This is a genomic window from Acinetobacter sp. Ac_5812, assembly GCF_013072695.1.
Classification (GTDB): domain Bacteria; phylum Pseudomonadota; class Gammaproteobacteria; order Pseudomonadales; family Moraxellaceae; genus Acinetobacter.
Genome location: NZ_LXUK01000012.1, coordinates 78,580 through 95,240 on the forward strand (window position 1 = coordinate 78,580; position 16,661 = coordinate 95,240).

General features: G+C 40.4%; 15 protein-coding genes. 8 read left to right on the plus strand and 7 right to left on the minus strand.

What is annotated here, in order from left to right; genetic code table 11:
- Nucleotides 1-67 precede the first annotated feature (67 nt).
- The 5 genes from A7P55_RS09520 (at nucleotide 68) to A7P55_RS09540 (ending at nucleotide 4,976) form a co-directional block, all read left to right on the plus strand.
- Nucleotides 68-652, plus strand: a complete 585-nt coding sequence (locus A7P55_RS09520; protein WP_016163065.1) for a lipocalin family protein — start codon at nucleotides 68-70, stop codon at nucleotides 650-652.
- 108 nt (nucleotides 653-760) lie between these two features.
- Complete coding sequence (gene rarD / locus A7P55_RS09525) at nucleotides 761-1,705, plus strand: EamA family transporter RarD (protein ID WP_171551917.1); 945 nt, start codon at nucleotides 761-763, stop codon at nucleotides 1,703-1,705.
- Nucleotides 1,706-1,960: 255 nt separating this feature from the next.
- Nucleotides 1,961-3,418, plus strand: coding sequence for a glyceraldehyde-3-phosphate dehydrogenase (locus A7P55_RS09530; RefSeq protein WP_171551918.1), 1,458 nt, complete (start codon nucleotides 1,961-1,963; stop codon nucleotides 3,416-3,418).
- Between the two features lie 134 nt (nucleotides 3,419-3,552).
- Nucleotides 3,553-4,296 (plus strand): MFS transporter, encoded by a 744-nt coding sequence (locus A7P55_RS09535; RefSeq protein WP_216078014.1) that lies wholly within the window; start codon nucleotides 3,553-3,555, stop codon nucleotides 4,294-4,296.
- The gene (locus tag A7P55_RS09540) at nucleotides 4,296-4,976 is read left to right on the plus strand and encodes a hypothetical protein (RefSeq protein WP_171551919.1); all 681 of its coding nucleotides are present in this window, start codon (nucleotides 4,296-4,298) and stop codon (nucleotides 4,974-4,976) included. Before A7P55_RS09535 ends, A7P55_RS09540 begins: the two co-directional genes overlap by 1 nt.
- Before the next feature lie 84 nt (nucleotides 4,977-5,060).
- Here the strand turns inward: A7P55_RS09540 and A7P55_RS09545 are convergent, their stop codons facing one another.
- Nucleotides 5,061-6,173, minus strand: coding sequence for a hypothetical protein (locus A7P55_RS09545; protein WP_216078015.1), 1,113 nt, complete (start codon nucleotides 6,171-6,173; stop codon nucleotides 5,061-5,063).
- 183 nt (nucleotides 6,174-6,356) lie between these two features.
- Here A7P55_RS09545 and cgtA point away from each other — a divergent pair, with 183 nt between their 5' ends.
- Together cgtA and proB are read left to right on the plus strand one after the other, a co-directional pair.
- Nucleotides 6,357-7,574 (plus strand): Obg family GTPase CgtA, encoded by a 1,218-nt coding sequence (gene cgtA, locus A7P55_RS09550; protein ID WP_004808499.1) that lies wholly within the window; start codon nucleotides 6,357-6,359, stop codon nucleotides 7,572-7,574.
- Between the two features lie 15 nt (nucleotides 7,575-7,589).
- Nucleotides 7,590-8,723, plus strand: coding sequence for a glutamate 5-kinase (proB, locus tag A7P55_RS09555; RefSeq protein ID WP_171551920.1), 1,134 nt, complete (start codon nucleotides 7,590-7,592; stop codon nucleotides 8,721-8,723).
- A 74-nt stretch (nucleotides 8,724-8,797) separates the two neighbouring features.
- Here the strand turns inward: proB and A7P55_RS09560 are convergent, their stop codons facing one another.
- The 5 genes from A7P55_RS09560 to A7P55_RS09580 form a co-directional block, all read right to left on the minus strand.
- Nucleotides 8,798-10,432: an iron ABC transporter permease gene (locus A7P55_RS09560; protein ID WP_171551921.1), complete on the minus strand. Its 1,635-nt coding sequence runs from the start codon at nucleotides 10,430-10,432 to the stop codon at nucleotides 8,798-8,800.
- Between the two features lie 73 nt (nucleotides 10,433-10,505).
- Nucleotides 10,506-11,525 (minus strand): Fe(3+) ABC transporter substrate-binding protein, encoded by a 1,020-nt coding sequence (locus A7P55_RS09565; RefSeq protein ID WP_171551922.1) that lies wholly within the window; start codon nucleotides 11,523-11,525, stop codon nucleotides 10,506-10,508.
- Nucleotides 11,526-11,591: 66 nt separating this feature from the next.
- Entirely contained in the window at nucleotides 11,592-12,662 is a 1,071-nt protein-coding gene (locus tag A7P55_RS09570) for an ABC transporter ATP-binding protein (RefSeq protein WP_171551923.1), read from the minus strand.
- 115 nt (nucleotides 12,663-12,777) lie between these two features.
- The gene (locus tag A7P55_RS09575) at nucleotides 12,778-13,410 is read right to left on the minus strand and encodes an HAD-IB family hydrolase (protein ID WP_171551924.1); all 633 of its coding nucleotides are present in this window, start codon (nucleotides 13,408-13,410) and stop codon (nucleotides 12,778-12,780) included.
- Nucleotides 13,377-14,585: a DUF1615 family protein gene (locus tag A7P55_RS09580; protein WP_171551925.1), complete on the minus strand. Its 1,209-nt coding sequence runs from the start codon at nucleotides 14,583-14,585 to the stop codon at nucleotides 13,377-13,379. The genes A7P55_RS09575 and A7P55_RS09580 overlap by 34 nt, the downstream gene beginning before the upstream one ends.
- A gap of 82 nt (nucleotides 14,586-14,667) precedes the next feature.
- On the opposite strand from A7P55_RS09580, the gene dusB reads away from it, so the two are divergent.
- The gene (gene dusB, locus A7P55_RS09585) at nucleotides 14,668-15,690 is read left to right on the plus strand and encodes a tRNA dihydrouridine synthase DusB (RefSeq protein ID WP_171551926.1); all 1,023 of its coding nucleotides are present in this window, start codon (nucleotides 14,668-14,670) and stop codon (nucleotides 15,688-15,690) included.
- Nucleotides 15,691-15,750: 60 nt separating this feature from the next.
- Here dusB and oxyR read toward each other — a convergent pair whose 3' ends face one another.
- Nucleotides 15,751-16,656 (minus strand): LysR family transcriptional regulator OxyR, encoded by a 906-nt coding sequence (gene oxyR / locus A7P55_RS09590; RefSeq protein ID WP_005145424.1) that lies wholly within the window; start codon nucleotides 16,654-16,656, stop codon nucleotides 15,751-15,753.
- Between the last annotated feature and the right edge of the window lie 5 nt (nucleotides 16,657-16,661).

Below are 16,661 nucleotides of genomic sequence, written 5' to 3' on the forward strand. Positions count from 1 at the left end.
AAGTAAGCTATTTTAAATTGCTAACTATATGACTATTGATAACAAATTACTGTTTTGAGGATTTCTCATGCCTTTTATTAAAAATTTCCCGAAAGCGAGTTGGCGCCTTGCAAAGATTGCGATTGGTGGGGCTGTCTTAACTGGGCTGGCTGTTGGAACCATTGCTTATGCGCAAGCAAAACCGTTACCGACAGTCGATAAAGTTGAACTCGATAAGTATTTGGGCGTTTGGTACGAAGTAGCGCGAAAACCGATGTTTTTTGAGCGTAAGTGCGCCTATAACGTCACCGCGACTTATACCTTAAATGAAAATGGCAATATTGTTGTTGATAACAAGTGTTATGACAGTGAAGGCAACCTACAGCAAAGCTTAGGCGAGGCATTTGTTGCCAATGCGCCATTTAATACTAAATTGCGGGTAAGTTTCTTGCCAGAGGTCGTGCGTTGGGTCCCTGTGATCCGTGGTGATTACTGGATTTTAAAACTTGATGCTGATTATCAAACGGTATTGGTTGGAGAACCGCGCCGTAAATATTTATGGGTACTTTCACGGATACCTAATCCCAAAAAAGAAATTATTCATGAGTATCTAAATTACGCTAAATCATTAGGTTATGATATTAGTGATGTGATTTACCCTGAACATCATTAAATAAATACGATATACTGAATAAGAACCATGCTTGCATGGTTTTTTTAATTCCAAATAGTGGATAAATCACATATTTTGGAAGATACCCCAAAAAATTAGAGGCCTAAAATGTTTAAAGGAATTGCTTATTCAGTTTTGGCTTCAGTTACTTTTGGGGTTTTGTACTTTTATACTCAATTGCTTGGTGCATTTGACAGTGAACAAACCTTTGGTTGGCGAATCATTGCGACCTTGCCTGTTTTAACACTATTTATGTGGTTCAGCGGTGACTTGAGTCATATCAAACACATATTTAAAAGAATTGTCGCACAACCCTCATTATTACTACTTTTAATTACCACCTCAGTACTCACTTCTGCTCAGCTCTGGCTATTTCTGTGGGCCCCTATGCATGGAAGAGGGTTACAAGTCTCATTGGGGTATTTCCTATTACCTCTGGTTTTGGTGTTGGCTGGAAGTATCCTATACGGCGAAAAGCTTTCAAAGTTGCAGTACGTTGCGGTATTGCTCGCTGCATTTGGTGTCGGACATGAGGTTTGGCGTTTAGGCAGTATTGCTTGGGAAACTGCCTTTGTTGCTTTGGGTTATGCAGCTTATTTTATTCTTCGAAAAAAGATTCAAACTGATAATTTGGGTGGGTTTTGGTGGGATCTTTTACTGATTCTTCCAGTAGCGATTTTCTTTACCCAAACAGGGGATACACCTTATCTCAAGTTTTTAGAATATCCGAGTTTGATCTTGGTGGTGATGGGGCTAGGTTTACTTAGTGCCATTGGTCTGGGGAGTTATATTCTTGCGAGTCGCTATCTACCTTTAATTATTTTCGGTTTACTGGGTTATTTAGAACCTGTTCTTTTGGCCTTGGTCTCTTTGCTCATTGGAGAGAAAATCGGTGTGGATGAATGGTTAACCTATATCCCGATTTGGTTGGCTGTGTTGGTACTGGTGATTGAAGGGGCAATGCATTTGTACCAACAGAGAAAGCGCAAGCAGCATCTAGAATTGAACTTAAAACAGTATTCGCAACGGGTAAATTTGGATGAGAAAAGCTAAAAGTGCTTGTCTATTACGCTGAACTATCAATAAAACTGTTATAAAAGTCTACTAGGTTGCAGCTATTTTGATGATGAAAATGGATTTCTACCAAAATTCACAAAAATAATTATAGGTATTTTATGAATTTATAGTCAATTAGGACAAAATCTTAGCTCGTTTAGCAGCTTTTGATTCAATCTTGATGATAATTCTATTACAATTATGGCGTTTTAAAAATTCACGCCCAGTATATATAAATTAGAGGACGTATCAGTGAGCAAAGACACTATCATTGCCCTACACGCAGAACACCAAGGTCGTTGGAAAAACCGTGAAGAAATCGCGGAACGTATGATTACTTTAATTGGTCAATTGTACCGTGAGAAAAATATTGTTGTTTCTGTTTACGGCCGTTCTTTAATTAACCGTTCAGTTATTCAAATTTTAAAAACGCATCGTCGTACACGTATGCTTGATGTTGAACTTTCTGTTGTCAATACCTTCCCAATTTTGGAAGCGTTAATGAAAGTTGAAAACATCGGTTCAGCTGAAGTTGATATCGGTAAACTTGCTGTTGAATATAAAAACCAAGGTGGCGATGTAGATGCTTTCGTTGCAAATGCAGTTGCTCCAATTCAAGGTAACGTGACTGCTGCTGCGCCTAAAGATGTTGTTCTTTATGGTTTTGGTCGTATCGGTCGTATCTTAGCGCGTTTAATCATTAGCCAATCTGGTTTGGGTCGTGGTTTAAGCCTTAAAGCAATTGTTGTTCGTAAATCATCTGACGGTGACTTGGCGAAACGTGCTTCTCTATTACGTCGTGACTCTATTCACGGTACTTTTGACGGTACGATTTCTGTAGATGAAGAAAACGAAGCAATCATTGCAAATGGTCAATTCATTAAAGTGATCTATGCATCAAGCCCAAGCGAAGTGGATTACACTGCTTATGGTATTGAAAATGCACTTCTGATCGACAATACAGGTAAATGGCGTGATGCTGAAGGTCTAAGCCAACACTTGAAATGTGCAGGCGTTGCACGTGTCGTATTAACTGCACCAAGTAAAGGTGAGATGAAGAACGTTGTGTTTGGTGTGAACAACTCGGACATCTTAGATGAAGACAAAATCATCTCTGCTGCAAGCTGTACAACCAACGCAATTACACCTGTATTAAAAGTTTTAGATGACAAATACAAAGTATTAAATGGTCATGTTGAAACAGTTCACTCGTTCACAAACGACCAAAACTTAATTGATAACTATCATAAAGCTGATCGTCGTGGCCGTGCTGCAACATTGAACATGGTCATTACTGAAACTGGTGCTGCAAAAGCAGTTGCAAAAGCGTTACCAGGTCTTAAAGGTAAGTTGACAGGCAACTCTGTACGCGTACCAACACCAAACGTATCTCTTGCAATCTTGAACCTTAACTTAGAGAAAGAAGTTGATCGTGAAGAAGTGAACGAATACATTCGTCAAATCTCAATCAACTCTAGCTTGCAAGGTCAAATTGGTTATACCAACTCAACTGAAGTTGTATCAAGTGACTTTATTGGTTCACGTACTGCAGGTGTATTTGATGCGCAAGCAACAATTGCTTCAGGTACGCGTTTAACTGCTTATGTTTGGTACGATAACGAAGTGGGTTATAGCTGCCAAGTATTACGTATCGCTGAACAAATGTGTGGCGTAAGCTATACAAAAATCCCTGCTGAAACAAATGCATAATTTGTTCGCAGAGTGATAAAAAGCCCAGTTAATTAACTGGGCTTTTTATTGACTGTACAGAATATATGCTGAATTAAACATAAAAATCGATAAAAATAGAGGAAAAGGGACATAATCAATCAAGGAATTGTTCATTGTTGCAGTTTAGACGTTTATTCATCGTATTTGCTTTAATTGTGGTTGCCAATTTATGCGGCGTATATATCGCAATGTGGGTGTTCAAGCATTTTAATATTTATATTCCATTAAAAAATCAAGATGTCGCGATCGACTTACAAGAACCTTTGCAGGTGCGGGTAAAAGTGAAAGATGCTTTAAATGTAGATGTGAACGGACGTGTTGACGCCAAAATTCCAATTAATGAACAACTAAATGTTCCGCTGACTCAAACACTTACACCACGGGTTTATTTTGATAATTTAGTGCCCATCAGTACCACGATTCCTGTAAAGGAAACCATTAAGGTCAATCAAAGCCTGCCGATTGATACCAAGGTTCAGGTTAAAATTTTAGGTAAGGACGTCACCTTACCATTAAAAGGCTCAATTCCATTGCAACTGGACGTGCCGATTGACATTCAAGTGCCATTGCAACAAAAAGTTCATTTAAAATTCGATGCGCCTGTTCGTACAGAACTGAAAGAAAACTTGAATATTCCTTTAAAAGCACAGCTAGATGCGAACATTCCAATTCAAGGTAATTTGAATGTACCGATTACTTCTGAGCTTAATGCTACCGTTGATGTTAAAAATACCTTGCCTGTCAAAATTGCACAGGGTGAATTAAAAATTCCTTTATCCACCATGTATTTGGATCGTGTCAAAACTCAGCCTGTCGAAGTGCAAGCGACTCAACATGATGTAAAAGTAGGTGAGTAATGGAGATGCCCAAAACACTGAAAAGCCTGCTGATTAGCTTTGTGATCGTGACCACTTTGGTGGCAATCCTATTTTGGTTTTATTTAAATATTCAGGCGTCTTTGATTGTTTCTGCGCAACAGGCAGATATTCGTTTGCCTGAATCTTTGGGCACCAAGATCCAAGTCGGTGATCACCTAAGAGTGAAGTCGGAAGGTCAGTTGAATACGGTTTTGGATATTGATCGGACTTTGCATTTACCATTAAAAGGGAAGTATTTGGCTGATCTGAGTTTTGAAGTGGAAACACCGATTACGGTTGATATCAACTACGAAACCATGCTGAAAGTAGATGAAGTGGTGCCGATAGAAACCAGCACCGATTTGATCTATCAGAATAAATTATTACCCAAGTTTCCTTTGAGTTTGGATATTCCAGTGAAGTTGGATATTCCATTTCAATTGAAACGTACTTATACCGTTCCTGTGAAAATTGTTTTTGATGGACCTGTGTATTTCGCTTTTGATGAGTCTGTTGATTTGCCTGTAAAGCATCAATTTAAACCGAGCTTTTATATGAATGATGCAATTAATATGAGTAAAATTTCTTCCTTTGATGCGATCATGTATAACTCGGTACAGCAGACCAAAGCCAATTTAGATATGCAAATGGAATTACCGTTGAAGAATGTGAGACCTTGAGATAGTTCAAGGTCGAATGATAATGAGGAAGGGGGGATAGTTTAGTTTTTCAAAAAATTTTACCCGAGTTCATAAGGTAGTAATCTATTTTTTAAGTAATCCGTCTAAACGTTTCTGGACTTCTGAATATGTACTTTCTAGAGAGGGGTTAATATACCACGGGTGCCCAGGCTTAACTCTTTGCTGTGATTCTAATATAGGTACAGCTTCTGCAACTAAATCATCATATAAAGGATCATTTAGATATTTAGCTAGCATCAACCGAGGATAGGGGGATGTATAGGCTTTTTCACTACCATGATTAATCCATTGACTCAATGTTTCAATATCTCTATGTTTTTCTGCATCATAAATCAAAAAATCATAAATCTGCTGTAAAACATGCTTTAGTTGTTTTGGATCATTAAACTGACTAGCTTTGCCTTTTATACCATGGATGTTGGATAAATATTGTAGAGTATATTCGGCTATATAATGTGTTCGTGATATTTGTAGAATAGTATTTGATTTTAGTTCTATATAGCTCATTAGCGATATATCAGTATACATAACGTTATCGCCACTAGTTGGGCAAAGTATATTAATGCTTTCATAAATTTTTGAATTAATATTTCTAAACCAACCTTGCTTTAACTCATTAAATTGATTGGCTTTTTTTGTTTCAAAAAAATGCAAAATATCTTGATTTTTTTTCAACCATCTGTCTGAAAAAAGAATAAGTTGCTCTCTTGTTGCGGGGATAGATTGAAACTGTTCTAGTTGCTCTTGAGTTACAGGATGCACAGCATCCAGCATTCTTTCAATATTGTGTTGGTCTGGGAATATTTGTTCCTGACTAAAAAAGAGATAAGACCTTGCATCAAAGGCAACTAGGTCATGTTGGCGTAAAGTCTCAATCAAGATTTTATAGAGATATTTACTTTTAACCAATAAGCCTTGTTCAATCTTAAAGACATTGTCAGCAGCATCTAAATAGCGTATTACATTGGTAAAAGAGCCAATAATTTCCTCATCAAAATTTGCGGCAAGCTCAGGATTGGTGACGATATTCTCCACATTAAGTAGCCAATTTTTAAACTTTTCGGTGAATCCTGTACATTGAGAATTAGTTGCGTAATATTCTGCTTGTGCCAATGAGTCAATTGTGACTTCAGGATGATGTTGTTTCGCATCCCAAATATAAAATAATGATGACACTTATTTTTATCCTGTAATTTTTTTAAGTGATTAATTATACTGATAAAATTAATGGAATACTAAAAATTTTGCTTAATGTGGTCAAGATTGAAATAAAAACTGTTGTTACATTCAATTTTCTATTCGAGAATTTTCTTAAAATGTGGCAAAATAGTCCGCTTTTAAGAATTTGAGGATTGGCACATGCGCTTTGTTGATGAAGCAGTCATTATCGTAGAGGCTGGCGACGGTGGCAATGGCGTAGCCAGTTTTCGCCGTGAAAAATTTGTCCCTTTTGGTGGCCCAGATGGCGGTGATGGGGGACGTGGCGGAAGTGTATATATTCAAGCCGATGATGATACCAGCACACTGGTAGATTACCGTTATACGCGTCGCTATCGTGCAGAGCGTGGTAAAAATGGTTCGGGTGCGAATTGTTCTGGTCGTGGTGGTGAAGACGTTATTTTGAAAGTACCAGTCGGTACAACCATTGTAGATACAGAATCTGGTGACATTATTGGTGACTTGGTCGCTGATGGTCAGCGCGTAAAAGTTGCGCATGGTGGTGATGGTGGTTTAGGTAATACTCACTTTAAATCATCGACTAACCGTTCGCCACGTAAGTGTACGCACGGTATCAAAGGTGAATATCGTGAAGTCCGTTTAGAGTTGAAAGTACTTGCAGATGTTGGCTTACTTGGTATGCCAAATGCAGGTAAGTCAACATTTATTCGTGCAGTCAGCGCAGCAAAACCAAAAGTTGCAGATTATCCATTTACCACGATGGTACCAAACCTCGGTGTGGTCGATGCGGATCGTCATCGCTCATTTGTAATGGCAGATATTCCAGGATTAATCGAAGGGGCTGCTGAAGGTGCTGGTCTAGGAATTCGTTTCCTTAAGCATTTGGCGCGTACGCGTATTCTTTTGCATATTGTTGATGTTCAGCCAATTGATGGTTCTGACCCAGCACATAATGCAAGAGCGATTTTAGGTGAGTTAGAAAAATTCTCTCCGACATTGGCAAAACTGCCAGTGGTCTTGGTATTAAATAAATTGGATCAAATTGCAGAAGAATCAAGAGAAGAATGGTGTCAGCATATTCTTGATGAATTGCAATGGAAAGGTCCTGTATTTAAAACTTCTGGTCTTATGTCAGAAGGAACCAAAGAAGTTGTGTATTACTTAATGGATCAAATCGAACAACAACGTGAGCGTGAAGTTGAAGATCCTGAGTATGCAGCAGAAGTGAAAGCATTCCGTGAACAGCTTGAAGCTGAGACACGTGAACAAACCATCGCAGCGAAAGAAGCATATCGTGCCATGCGTAAAGCACAGCGTGAAGCGGGTTTGGACGATGATGAAGACTTTGATGACGATGAAGACGAAGGCGATGTAGAAAGCGTCTACATTCGTGACTAGTAAACCGAGGGAAAAATGATAGAAGTGGTCGATGGGCAACGTCAGCTCAATGCGTGTAAACGAATCGTTGTTAAAATCGGATCATCTTTACTCACTGCAAATGGGCAAGGTCTAGATTTAAATGCAATTTCGCACTGGGCGAAACAAATTGCAGATCTACACAATGCTGGACATGAGATTATTCTGGTGTCTTCAGGTGCAGTTGCAGAAGGGATGGTACGCATGAAACTTGCGAGTCGACCCACCGATCTACCCAGTTTGCAAGCTTGTGCTGCCATTGGCCAAATGGGCTTAATCCATACTTGGTCAAGTGTACTGGATCAACATGGTATCCAGACGGCACAAGTCTTACTCACACATGATGACCTTGCTGATCGTCGTCGTTATCTTAACTCTTGTGATGCTTTGCAAAACTTGATTGATTGGCATGTCATTCCAGTCATTAATGAAAATGACACCGTCTCTACTGATGAAATTCGGTTTGGTGATAACGATACTTTGGCAGCTATGGTTGCGGGTCAGGTACAGGCAGAATTGTTGATTATCTTAACGGATCAACAGGGTATGTTTGATTCAGATCCACGTAGCAATCCAAATGCAAAATTGTTCTCTGCTGTTCGAGCACTCGATGATCGTTTGTTTGAAATGGCAGGTGGCGGTGGTGTGCTTGGTCGTGGTGGTATGGTGACGAAGGTTCGTGCTGCACGTCTAGCGGCAAAGTCGGGTTGTCCAACCTTGATTGCCAGTGGGGAGAGCGAAAATGTGTTGGCTCGCCTAATGGCTGGTGAGATGTTGGGTACTTTATTCACCACGGACAATGACCGTGTCACTGCACATCAGCAATGGCTGGCTGCGCATTTGCAAACTGCGGGTCGTTTAGTGATTGATGATGGCGCTGTTGAAGCGATTAAGCTCAAGCACCGTAGTTTATTGCCTGTTGGAGTCAGAGCGATTGAAGGACATTTTGATCGTGGTGATGTGGTGGAATGTGTTGATAAAAACGGTGGTCGTATTGCAGTAGGTCGTGTGAATTTTAGTTCACGTTCTGCCGAAATGATCAAAGGTTTATCATCAGAAAAAGTCTATCAGGTACTCGGTGAAGCACGATCGCTAGAAATGATCCATCGTGATCATATGGCCATTTATTAATGTTGATATGATTTCATGGCATTTAAAAAAGACCTCAAATATTTGAGGTCTTTTTTGTGATGCAAAGAAGACTTTTATTTTTGTTGGATGGATTGACCTATACGTGCCAATAAAATGACAGGAATCAGTCCGACCAGCACAATCAATAAAGCGGCAATTGCGCCATCTTCATAGGTTCCTCTGGATGCTTCTGCATAGAGTTGTGTGGCCAGTGTCTCCAGATTCAGTGGTCGAAGTAGTAGGGTTGCGGGTAATTCCTTCATACAATCGACAAAGATCAGTAACGCAGCAGAAATCATTGCAGGGCGTAATAAAGGTAAATGTACTCGCCATAGTGTTGCTGATCGGTTGTGCCCCAAGTTTTTTGCTGCATCATCAAAAACATGGTGGATACGATTATATCCAGACTCAATGCCCCCAATTGCAATGGCGAGAAAGCGAACACAATAAGCATAAATTAAAGTAAAAGTAGTGCCTAGAAATAATAATCCAGTATGGATACCCAGTTGGAACTCCAGAAAGTCTGCAACAGCATGGTCAATTGCACCCAGAGAAAGCATCAGTCCAATGGCTAAGACAGTTCCTGGAATGGCATAACCTAAGCTGGAAATACGGCTGAACCAAGTGTTCTGGTTAAAACGTGCGGCACTGACAATCAAAAAAGCAATGAGAACAGTAATGAAAGTTGCAATCGTTGCCAAGCTTAAGGTGTTGATTGAAGCCTGCAATAATTCAGGAGAAAAGCCTGCATATTGTAGACGTTTATACGATTCAGCGACTAAATAACTTGTTGGAATGAGAAAGCCAATACTAACGGGAATAAAACCAAGTCCAAACAAGAAGAATGCCTTAACTCCTGTGATCGGTTGAGCAGGCATGAGTTTGCTGCGTTGTGCTGAATTCATATAGCGTTGTTTACGGCGTCCAAACCGTTCAATAATCACCAAGAATGTAATAATCATGAGCATAAAAATGGCAATCTGAGCGGCACTGGCTAAATCGGATTGATTGGTCCATGTGGAATAAATTGATAGGGTCAGCGTTTTTACACCCAAGAACTCGGTTGCACCAATATCATTAATGGTTTCCATCAGCGCTAAACTCGTACCCACTGCGATGGCTGGTCGGGCCAGTGGAATAGCGACGCGAGTGAAAACCTGATTCGGTTTTAGACCAAGACTGCGTGCCACTTCAACCAGACTGGCGGACTGCATGAGAAACATGGCGCGGGTACTTAAATAAACGTAGGGATATAGAACAAAGCTTAATAAAAAAATGCATCCCCATACGGTACGAATATTGGGAAACCAATCAGGTTGTCTATCCCATCCGAACCAAGTGCCGAGCACACTTTGTATTGGGCCAATGGGATGTAACAGGTCAATATAGCTATAGGCAATGATATAGGTGGGGACAGCCAATGGCAGTAATAGCGCCCAGTTTAAAAATGCACGCCCTCTAAACTGATAAGCCGTGACCAGCCATGCACTTCCTGTTCCAATCAAGGTCGTGAGTAGACCCACCCCAAATAATAATAAAGTGGTATCCAGTAATGTAGGAGGCAGTACATAACGGATCAAATGCTCCCAAATCTCACTATTGCCTTGTAATGCAGACCAAACCAGCGCCAATACAGGTAAGCAGGCAAGTATGGTGAAAAGACCACTGAGCGAAAATAATGATTGCAGTATGGATTTATTATTTATCATCAAGGTGTCAATTTACTAAATATGAAGCGGAATGACGCTAGGTGGCGAGTCAATGCCACCTAACTGATATGATTTAATGATTGAACTGTACTTTATCGACCAAAAGATTGGCTGTTTTACGGTATCGAGCGATATCACTCAAGCGTATTGTATCGACATTCAATTTACCAAAGCTGGCAATCACAGGATCTATTTTGACTCCAGGTTTAACTGGATATTCAAAACCACTTTGTGCGTAAATGGCTTGGGCATGGTCAGAGACCAAGAACTCAAGCAACTGGACGGCCTGTTTAGAGTTGGGAGCATTCTTGGCGACAGCCGCACCAGAGACATTGACATGGGTTCCGCCATTGCTAAAACGAGGGAGAACGACGTTGATGGCATTGCCCCAGCGTTGCTGTTCAACATTATTTTCTGTACGCATACGACCCACATAGTAAGTGTTTGCAACACCAATATCACAGATTTTACCCAAAATATCGCGTGCCACGTCGCGATCACCGCCACTGGCTGGTCGTGCCAAATTGGCTTTGACCCCACGTAGCCATTGTTCAGTGGCTTTTTCGCCATGATGCGCAATATAAGCCGCAATTAGGCTGGTGTTATAGACATGACTGCCAGAACGAATACAGATTTTACCTTTCCATTTCGGATTGGCTAGTTCTTCATAATTGATTGCAGTCAATGGGGCGCGTTCTTTTGATGCATAGACTGCACGAGCCCGCATGGATAGGGCATACCAGTGCCCATTGGCAGCACGTAAATTACCTGGAATCGCCTGATTCAAAATTTTTGACTGAATCGGTTGGGTTACGCCACCTTCGACTAAATCGACTAGATTGCCAAAATCAACGGTGAGTAATACATCTGCTGGAGAGCGACGGCCTTCGGCTTTCACTCGCTCAAGTAAACCATCTTTGATAAAAACCGTATTGACCTTAACACCTGTCTTGCTACTAAATTCTTGTAGCAGAGGTTGAATCAATGCGGGCTCGCGGGTGGTGTACAGATTGACTTGGGCGGCATGTAACCAACTGCTCCCGAGTGCAAGTAGACCCGTTAAAACTAGACGATGCTTAAACCGTAAATTCATTCTTTTTCACTCATATTTAGGATATTGAATATCAAATTGCTGATTCAGCAAACCAGAGGTTAAATGCTAAGTGGCATAGTAAAAACATGTATTTAAATCAACAGAAACATAGACATTTTCTTGTTCTGAAAAATGTTGTAAGTAATCAACCTGAGCAATTAAGGTAACTGCTTCTGTATTAAGTTGTAAATGTAATTGCTGCATATGTCCCATAAAGGTGGTTGAAATGACTTTCGCTGCTAAAAAACCTTCAGATTGCCGGTGCTGAATGCGTAGTTGATGTGGTCGAAAGTAGCAGTGAATAGGTTGCTGAGATTGGCTTAAGTGTTGTGGGATTTTTATGGAGCCAAATGCGGTCGTCAGTAGTTGATTATTTTGTTGAGTGGGTATTTTATTTAAATGTGAAAAATAACGGGCAGCGAATTGTGTTTCGGGTTGTAAATAAAGTTGTTTGGGGCTGCCTATTTGAATGATTTTACCTTCGTGCATCAAAATAATTTGATCTGCAATTTGTAAGGCTTCTTCTGGATCATGGGTGACAATAATGGTGGTTGTGGCGGTTTTTTTTAACAGGCTGATCGTGTTTTTACGGATTTGATCGCGTAGACGATGATCAAGATTTGAAAATGGCTCATCCATTAATAAAACATGTGGTTTAGGTGCGAGCGCACGTGCCAATGCGACACGTTGCTGTTCTCCACCCGATAAGGTATATGGATAGCTCTGTGCATGCTGATGCATAGAGACATGTGTTAAAGCCTGTTCAGCAATATCCTGTCGTTGTGATTTTGGGAATTTCTCTAAGCCAAACATGACATTTTCCAGCACACTCAGATGCGGGAACAGCGCATAGTCCTGAAAAACTAAGCCGATATTGCGCTGCTCGGCAGGAATGTGCTGCTGACTATTCCAAAGAATATGGTTTTCAAGTTGAATTGAGCCTGAACTCGGCGTTTCCAAGCCCGCAATGAGGCGTAACATGGTGGTTTTCCCACACCCTGAATGTCCGAGTAAGCAAATGATCTGACCGCTTGTGGCGGACCAAGTTGCTTGATCAACTGCAAATCGTTTGCCGAATTTTTTGCTCAGTTGTTGGATGGTTAAAATATTGGCCTGAGGTGCACTAGAAGCGGTCATGGTCAATTCACAACATCATTAAAATTGTTAAATATTAATTTAATAATAGCTTAATAATTCTGCTTGTATAGTGTTTTTTCTAAGCGTTACCAAACTATCGATTTTCAACAATCGACTATTGAACCGCAACAGTCGTATCACGCCCAACCATATAGGGATAGTCCGCCAAAGAAAGCATATCGAGATCTTCTTCACTATTACCATAGGCATAAATTGCTTGGTAATCTGCTAAATTATATTGCTGTAAAATACGCAATTTCTTTTGTTCGCGGCTACAATCTTCTGAACGATAACGACCCGTTAAAAGTCCATTTTTGATTTCGGTTTGCGTGCAGATGAGCTCGATATTCAAAAACTCACAAATTGGTGCTAGGTAGATATCAACCGAAGCAGATACCAACACAATATGGTCACCACGTTGTTGGTGTTGTTGAAGTTGTTGTAATAAATCCTGATCGAGTCGTTTAATCAGCTTCTGTGCATATTCTTGAGCAAGTTGCTCGACCACATCTACAGAAATGTCTTTGAACATACTTTGGAATAAACGTGGTCGCATGGCATGCGCAGGGTAGAGGCGTAAATAGTAGGCTTGAATCCATGGCAGGATTTTCAAGCCTCTTTTGACAATATGACGTTTTGATAGTGCAAAGAAAATAAATCCTGTGAAACTGTCTCTTGGATAGAGTGTTCCATCAAAATCAAATAAAGCAAGATTTAGAGTTTTATGCGTTTCGCTCTTTGCATGCATGTTTCATATCGTCCATTAACGCGACTGGCAAACCAATTGGTATTGTAATCACGACTCAGTTTAGGGCCCGAAATAACGACCTCAGGCATAATTGCATAAATAGGTTCTTTATTAGTTTTACTTTGATACAACTTTTGAACGGCTAAATAAGTTTGGGTATCTTCAAACTTCTTTTCTTTTTCTTTCTTTAAATCCGCGCGAATTTGACGTGGAGTAACTAAAATCTTATTGTTGGTAAATGCTGAGATCACTTCTTTTTCAGATTGGCTCAGTGCAGATTGTACATTCCCATCTTTATTATAAAGCAATAAATCTCCATCTAAATCAAGGTCTTTACCTTGTATGACTTCAAGCATCTTTTGAAAAGCTGCATTACGGCTTGAATACATGCCTGAATTGTAATCGGCAAAACGGTAGATGGCTTTGTCATAATCAGCAGAATATTCCATCAAACGATGGATACCATAATATAGGCCGCCGTATTGGGTATAGAGATCATTACGTAGTTCAGCAATATTTCCGCTTTGGCGTTTATGCTCTTTGGCATAATTAATATGCACTTGCATAGAACCCAGTGTGGTAATCGGGTTCATTTTCTCGCCAATATCTTGTCCAACCAATTTCGCTGCACCTGTTAGGGCACTGACATGGTAATGCTTCGACATATAGTCAAAAATTTCACGATAAAGCAAATCGAGTTCACGCTCGGTTCTGACTTTACGCATTTGGCTCATGTAGTTATTTTCTGGCGAAGGTTGATTTTTGAGCACGTCTTCAAAGTAACCCGCTACCGTGCCGCCAATCGTTTCACCTAATTTCGCCTCAAACTTCTCTTTGAGGCGTGTATTGATTTCCTGAACTGCTTTCTCACCCAGGCCAGGTACAGCAGGGTCAGCGACAAAGTTAGACTCTTGATCAACCACAGCCACAATGCTGCATACATTTTGCTTGGTTTTAGGAATACTCAGTTGTTGCATGATCTCAAAGATATCTTGCGACCAAGACTGACGATCATTAACACGTGGTGGCAGTACTTTGGTAATTTGTTCTGCCTTCATTTCGGGTTCTTTATTATTTGACCACCAAGCATTATCACCACAAGCCACTAAGCTTATGCTGATTGCCAAGAGGCTAAATGTTTTGAATAGAGGACGAGTCGAAAACGATTGGTTCATAATGAAGACAACACCGCACAAAAAGATGAGCCGAACGGGCGAATGAAGTATACTATGTTGATCAGAAATTGTAAGAAAATATATGTATATTGGTTCATATCAACTGTCAAATAATTTGATTGTTGCTCCGATGGCTGGCGTTACAGACCGTCCTTTTAGAACGCTGTGCAAATACTTTGGTGCGGGACATGCGGTCAGTGAAATGATGACCGCAGACAAGACACTACGTATGAGTAAAAAGAGTCTTTATCGGGCTAATTTTGATGGTGAGCTTGCGCCAATCTCTGCACAAATCGCAGGTTCTGATCCTGAGCAACTGGCAGAAGCAGCACGTTATCAGGTGGCGAATGGTGCACAGATCGTTGATATCAATATGGGGTGTCCTGCGAAAAAGGTCTGTAACAAACTTGCAGGTTCGGCTTTATTGCAAGATGAAGATCTTGTTGCGCGTATTCTTGATGCCGTAGTTTCCGCAGTGGATGTACCAGTCACTTTAAAAACCCGATTAGGTTTTTTAAATGGGCATGAAAATATTTTACGTGTGGCCAAACGTGCCGAAGAATCTGGAATTGCAGCCTTAGCCTTGCATGGTCGTACCCGTGAAGACATGTATTTAAATACAGCACGCTATGAATTGATTAAGCAGGTCAAAGAATTGATTGATATCCCATTGATTGCCAATGGTGATATTGATAGTCCTGAAAAAGCCAAATATGTGCTGGATTATACGGGTGCAGATGCCATTATGATTGGGCGCGCAGCCCAAGGCCGACCTTGGATCTTCCGAGAAATTGCGCATTACTTAAAAACTGGGGAGCATCTTGCTGCGCCTGATATAGCTGAAGTTAAAGCAGTATTATTGGGGCATCTGGCTGAGCTATATGATTTCTATGGTGAATACTCAGGCTGTCGTATTGCTCGTAAGCATATTGCTTGGTATACCAAAGGCTTACGTTCAAGTAATGAGTTTCGTCAGAATATGTATAAAGTTGAAAATACTGCTGATCAAGCTAAAGTGGTGGAATCATATTTCAATGAATTACTTGATCAAGGTTTACGTATGAGTGATGTACAAGTTGAACAAGTGAATTTATTGGATATTTAATAATTATTCTAATTGCATTGAAAAAGCCTGTAACTCAAATCGAATTACAGGCTTTTTTTATTACGATAAATGAGCCGTGATTTTTTGCAGAATTTGCAAGATCACATCAAACTCACTTTGTAGTGGTGTACTTTTACGGGTCACTAAAGCCAATGTGCGGCTTGGTGCAGCTTCAATCGCTTTTACATCAATCTCTTCGTTGAAATGAATCATGCTATTTTTAAGCGCGATCTCAGGTAAAAGGGTAAAGCCTAAATCAGACGATACCATTTCAACCAACGTTGGTAATGAACTTGCTTTTAAGCGATGATCATTTTTGCGCTCACCAACAGGGCAGGCACTTAAAGCATGGTCACGTAAGCAATGTCCTTCCTCAAGCAGCATTAAACGAGATAGATCCAAATCATCTAGAGAATTTGCATTGGCTGCATTGGTATCTTTCTTGTTATACACAAGGAATAAGTGTTCTTTGGCAATTTCAGCAACTTTTAGACTGCGCGTATCAAACGGAAGCGCAAGTACAATCATGTCTAAATTACCATGTTCCAACTTCTCTACAATCTTCTCACTCTGTGCTTCATGTAAGTGCAGTTGGATCTTTGGTAATTGCTGATGAACTTCATCTAAAAGTTGAGTCAGAATAAAAGGTGCAATGGTTGGAATAATACCGAGATGTAAATCACCTGTTAATGGTTCACTCATCTCTCGGCTTAAACGCATCAGGTCTTGGGCATCGGCAAGCAACACTCGCGCTCGTGCCACTACTTGCTCACCTAATGGGGTTAAACGGACGTTTTGACGATCACGCTCAACTAAGACGCCACCTAATAAACGCTCCAATTCCATGATGCCACCAGACAGTGTTGACTGGGTAACAAAGGAACGACGCGCTGCTTCAGTAAAATGTAAAGTTTCTGACAACGTAACTAAATATGATAGCTGTCTTAATGAGGGTAATGCAGCCATAGAGT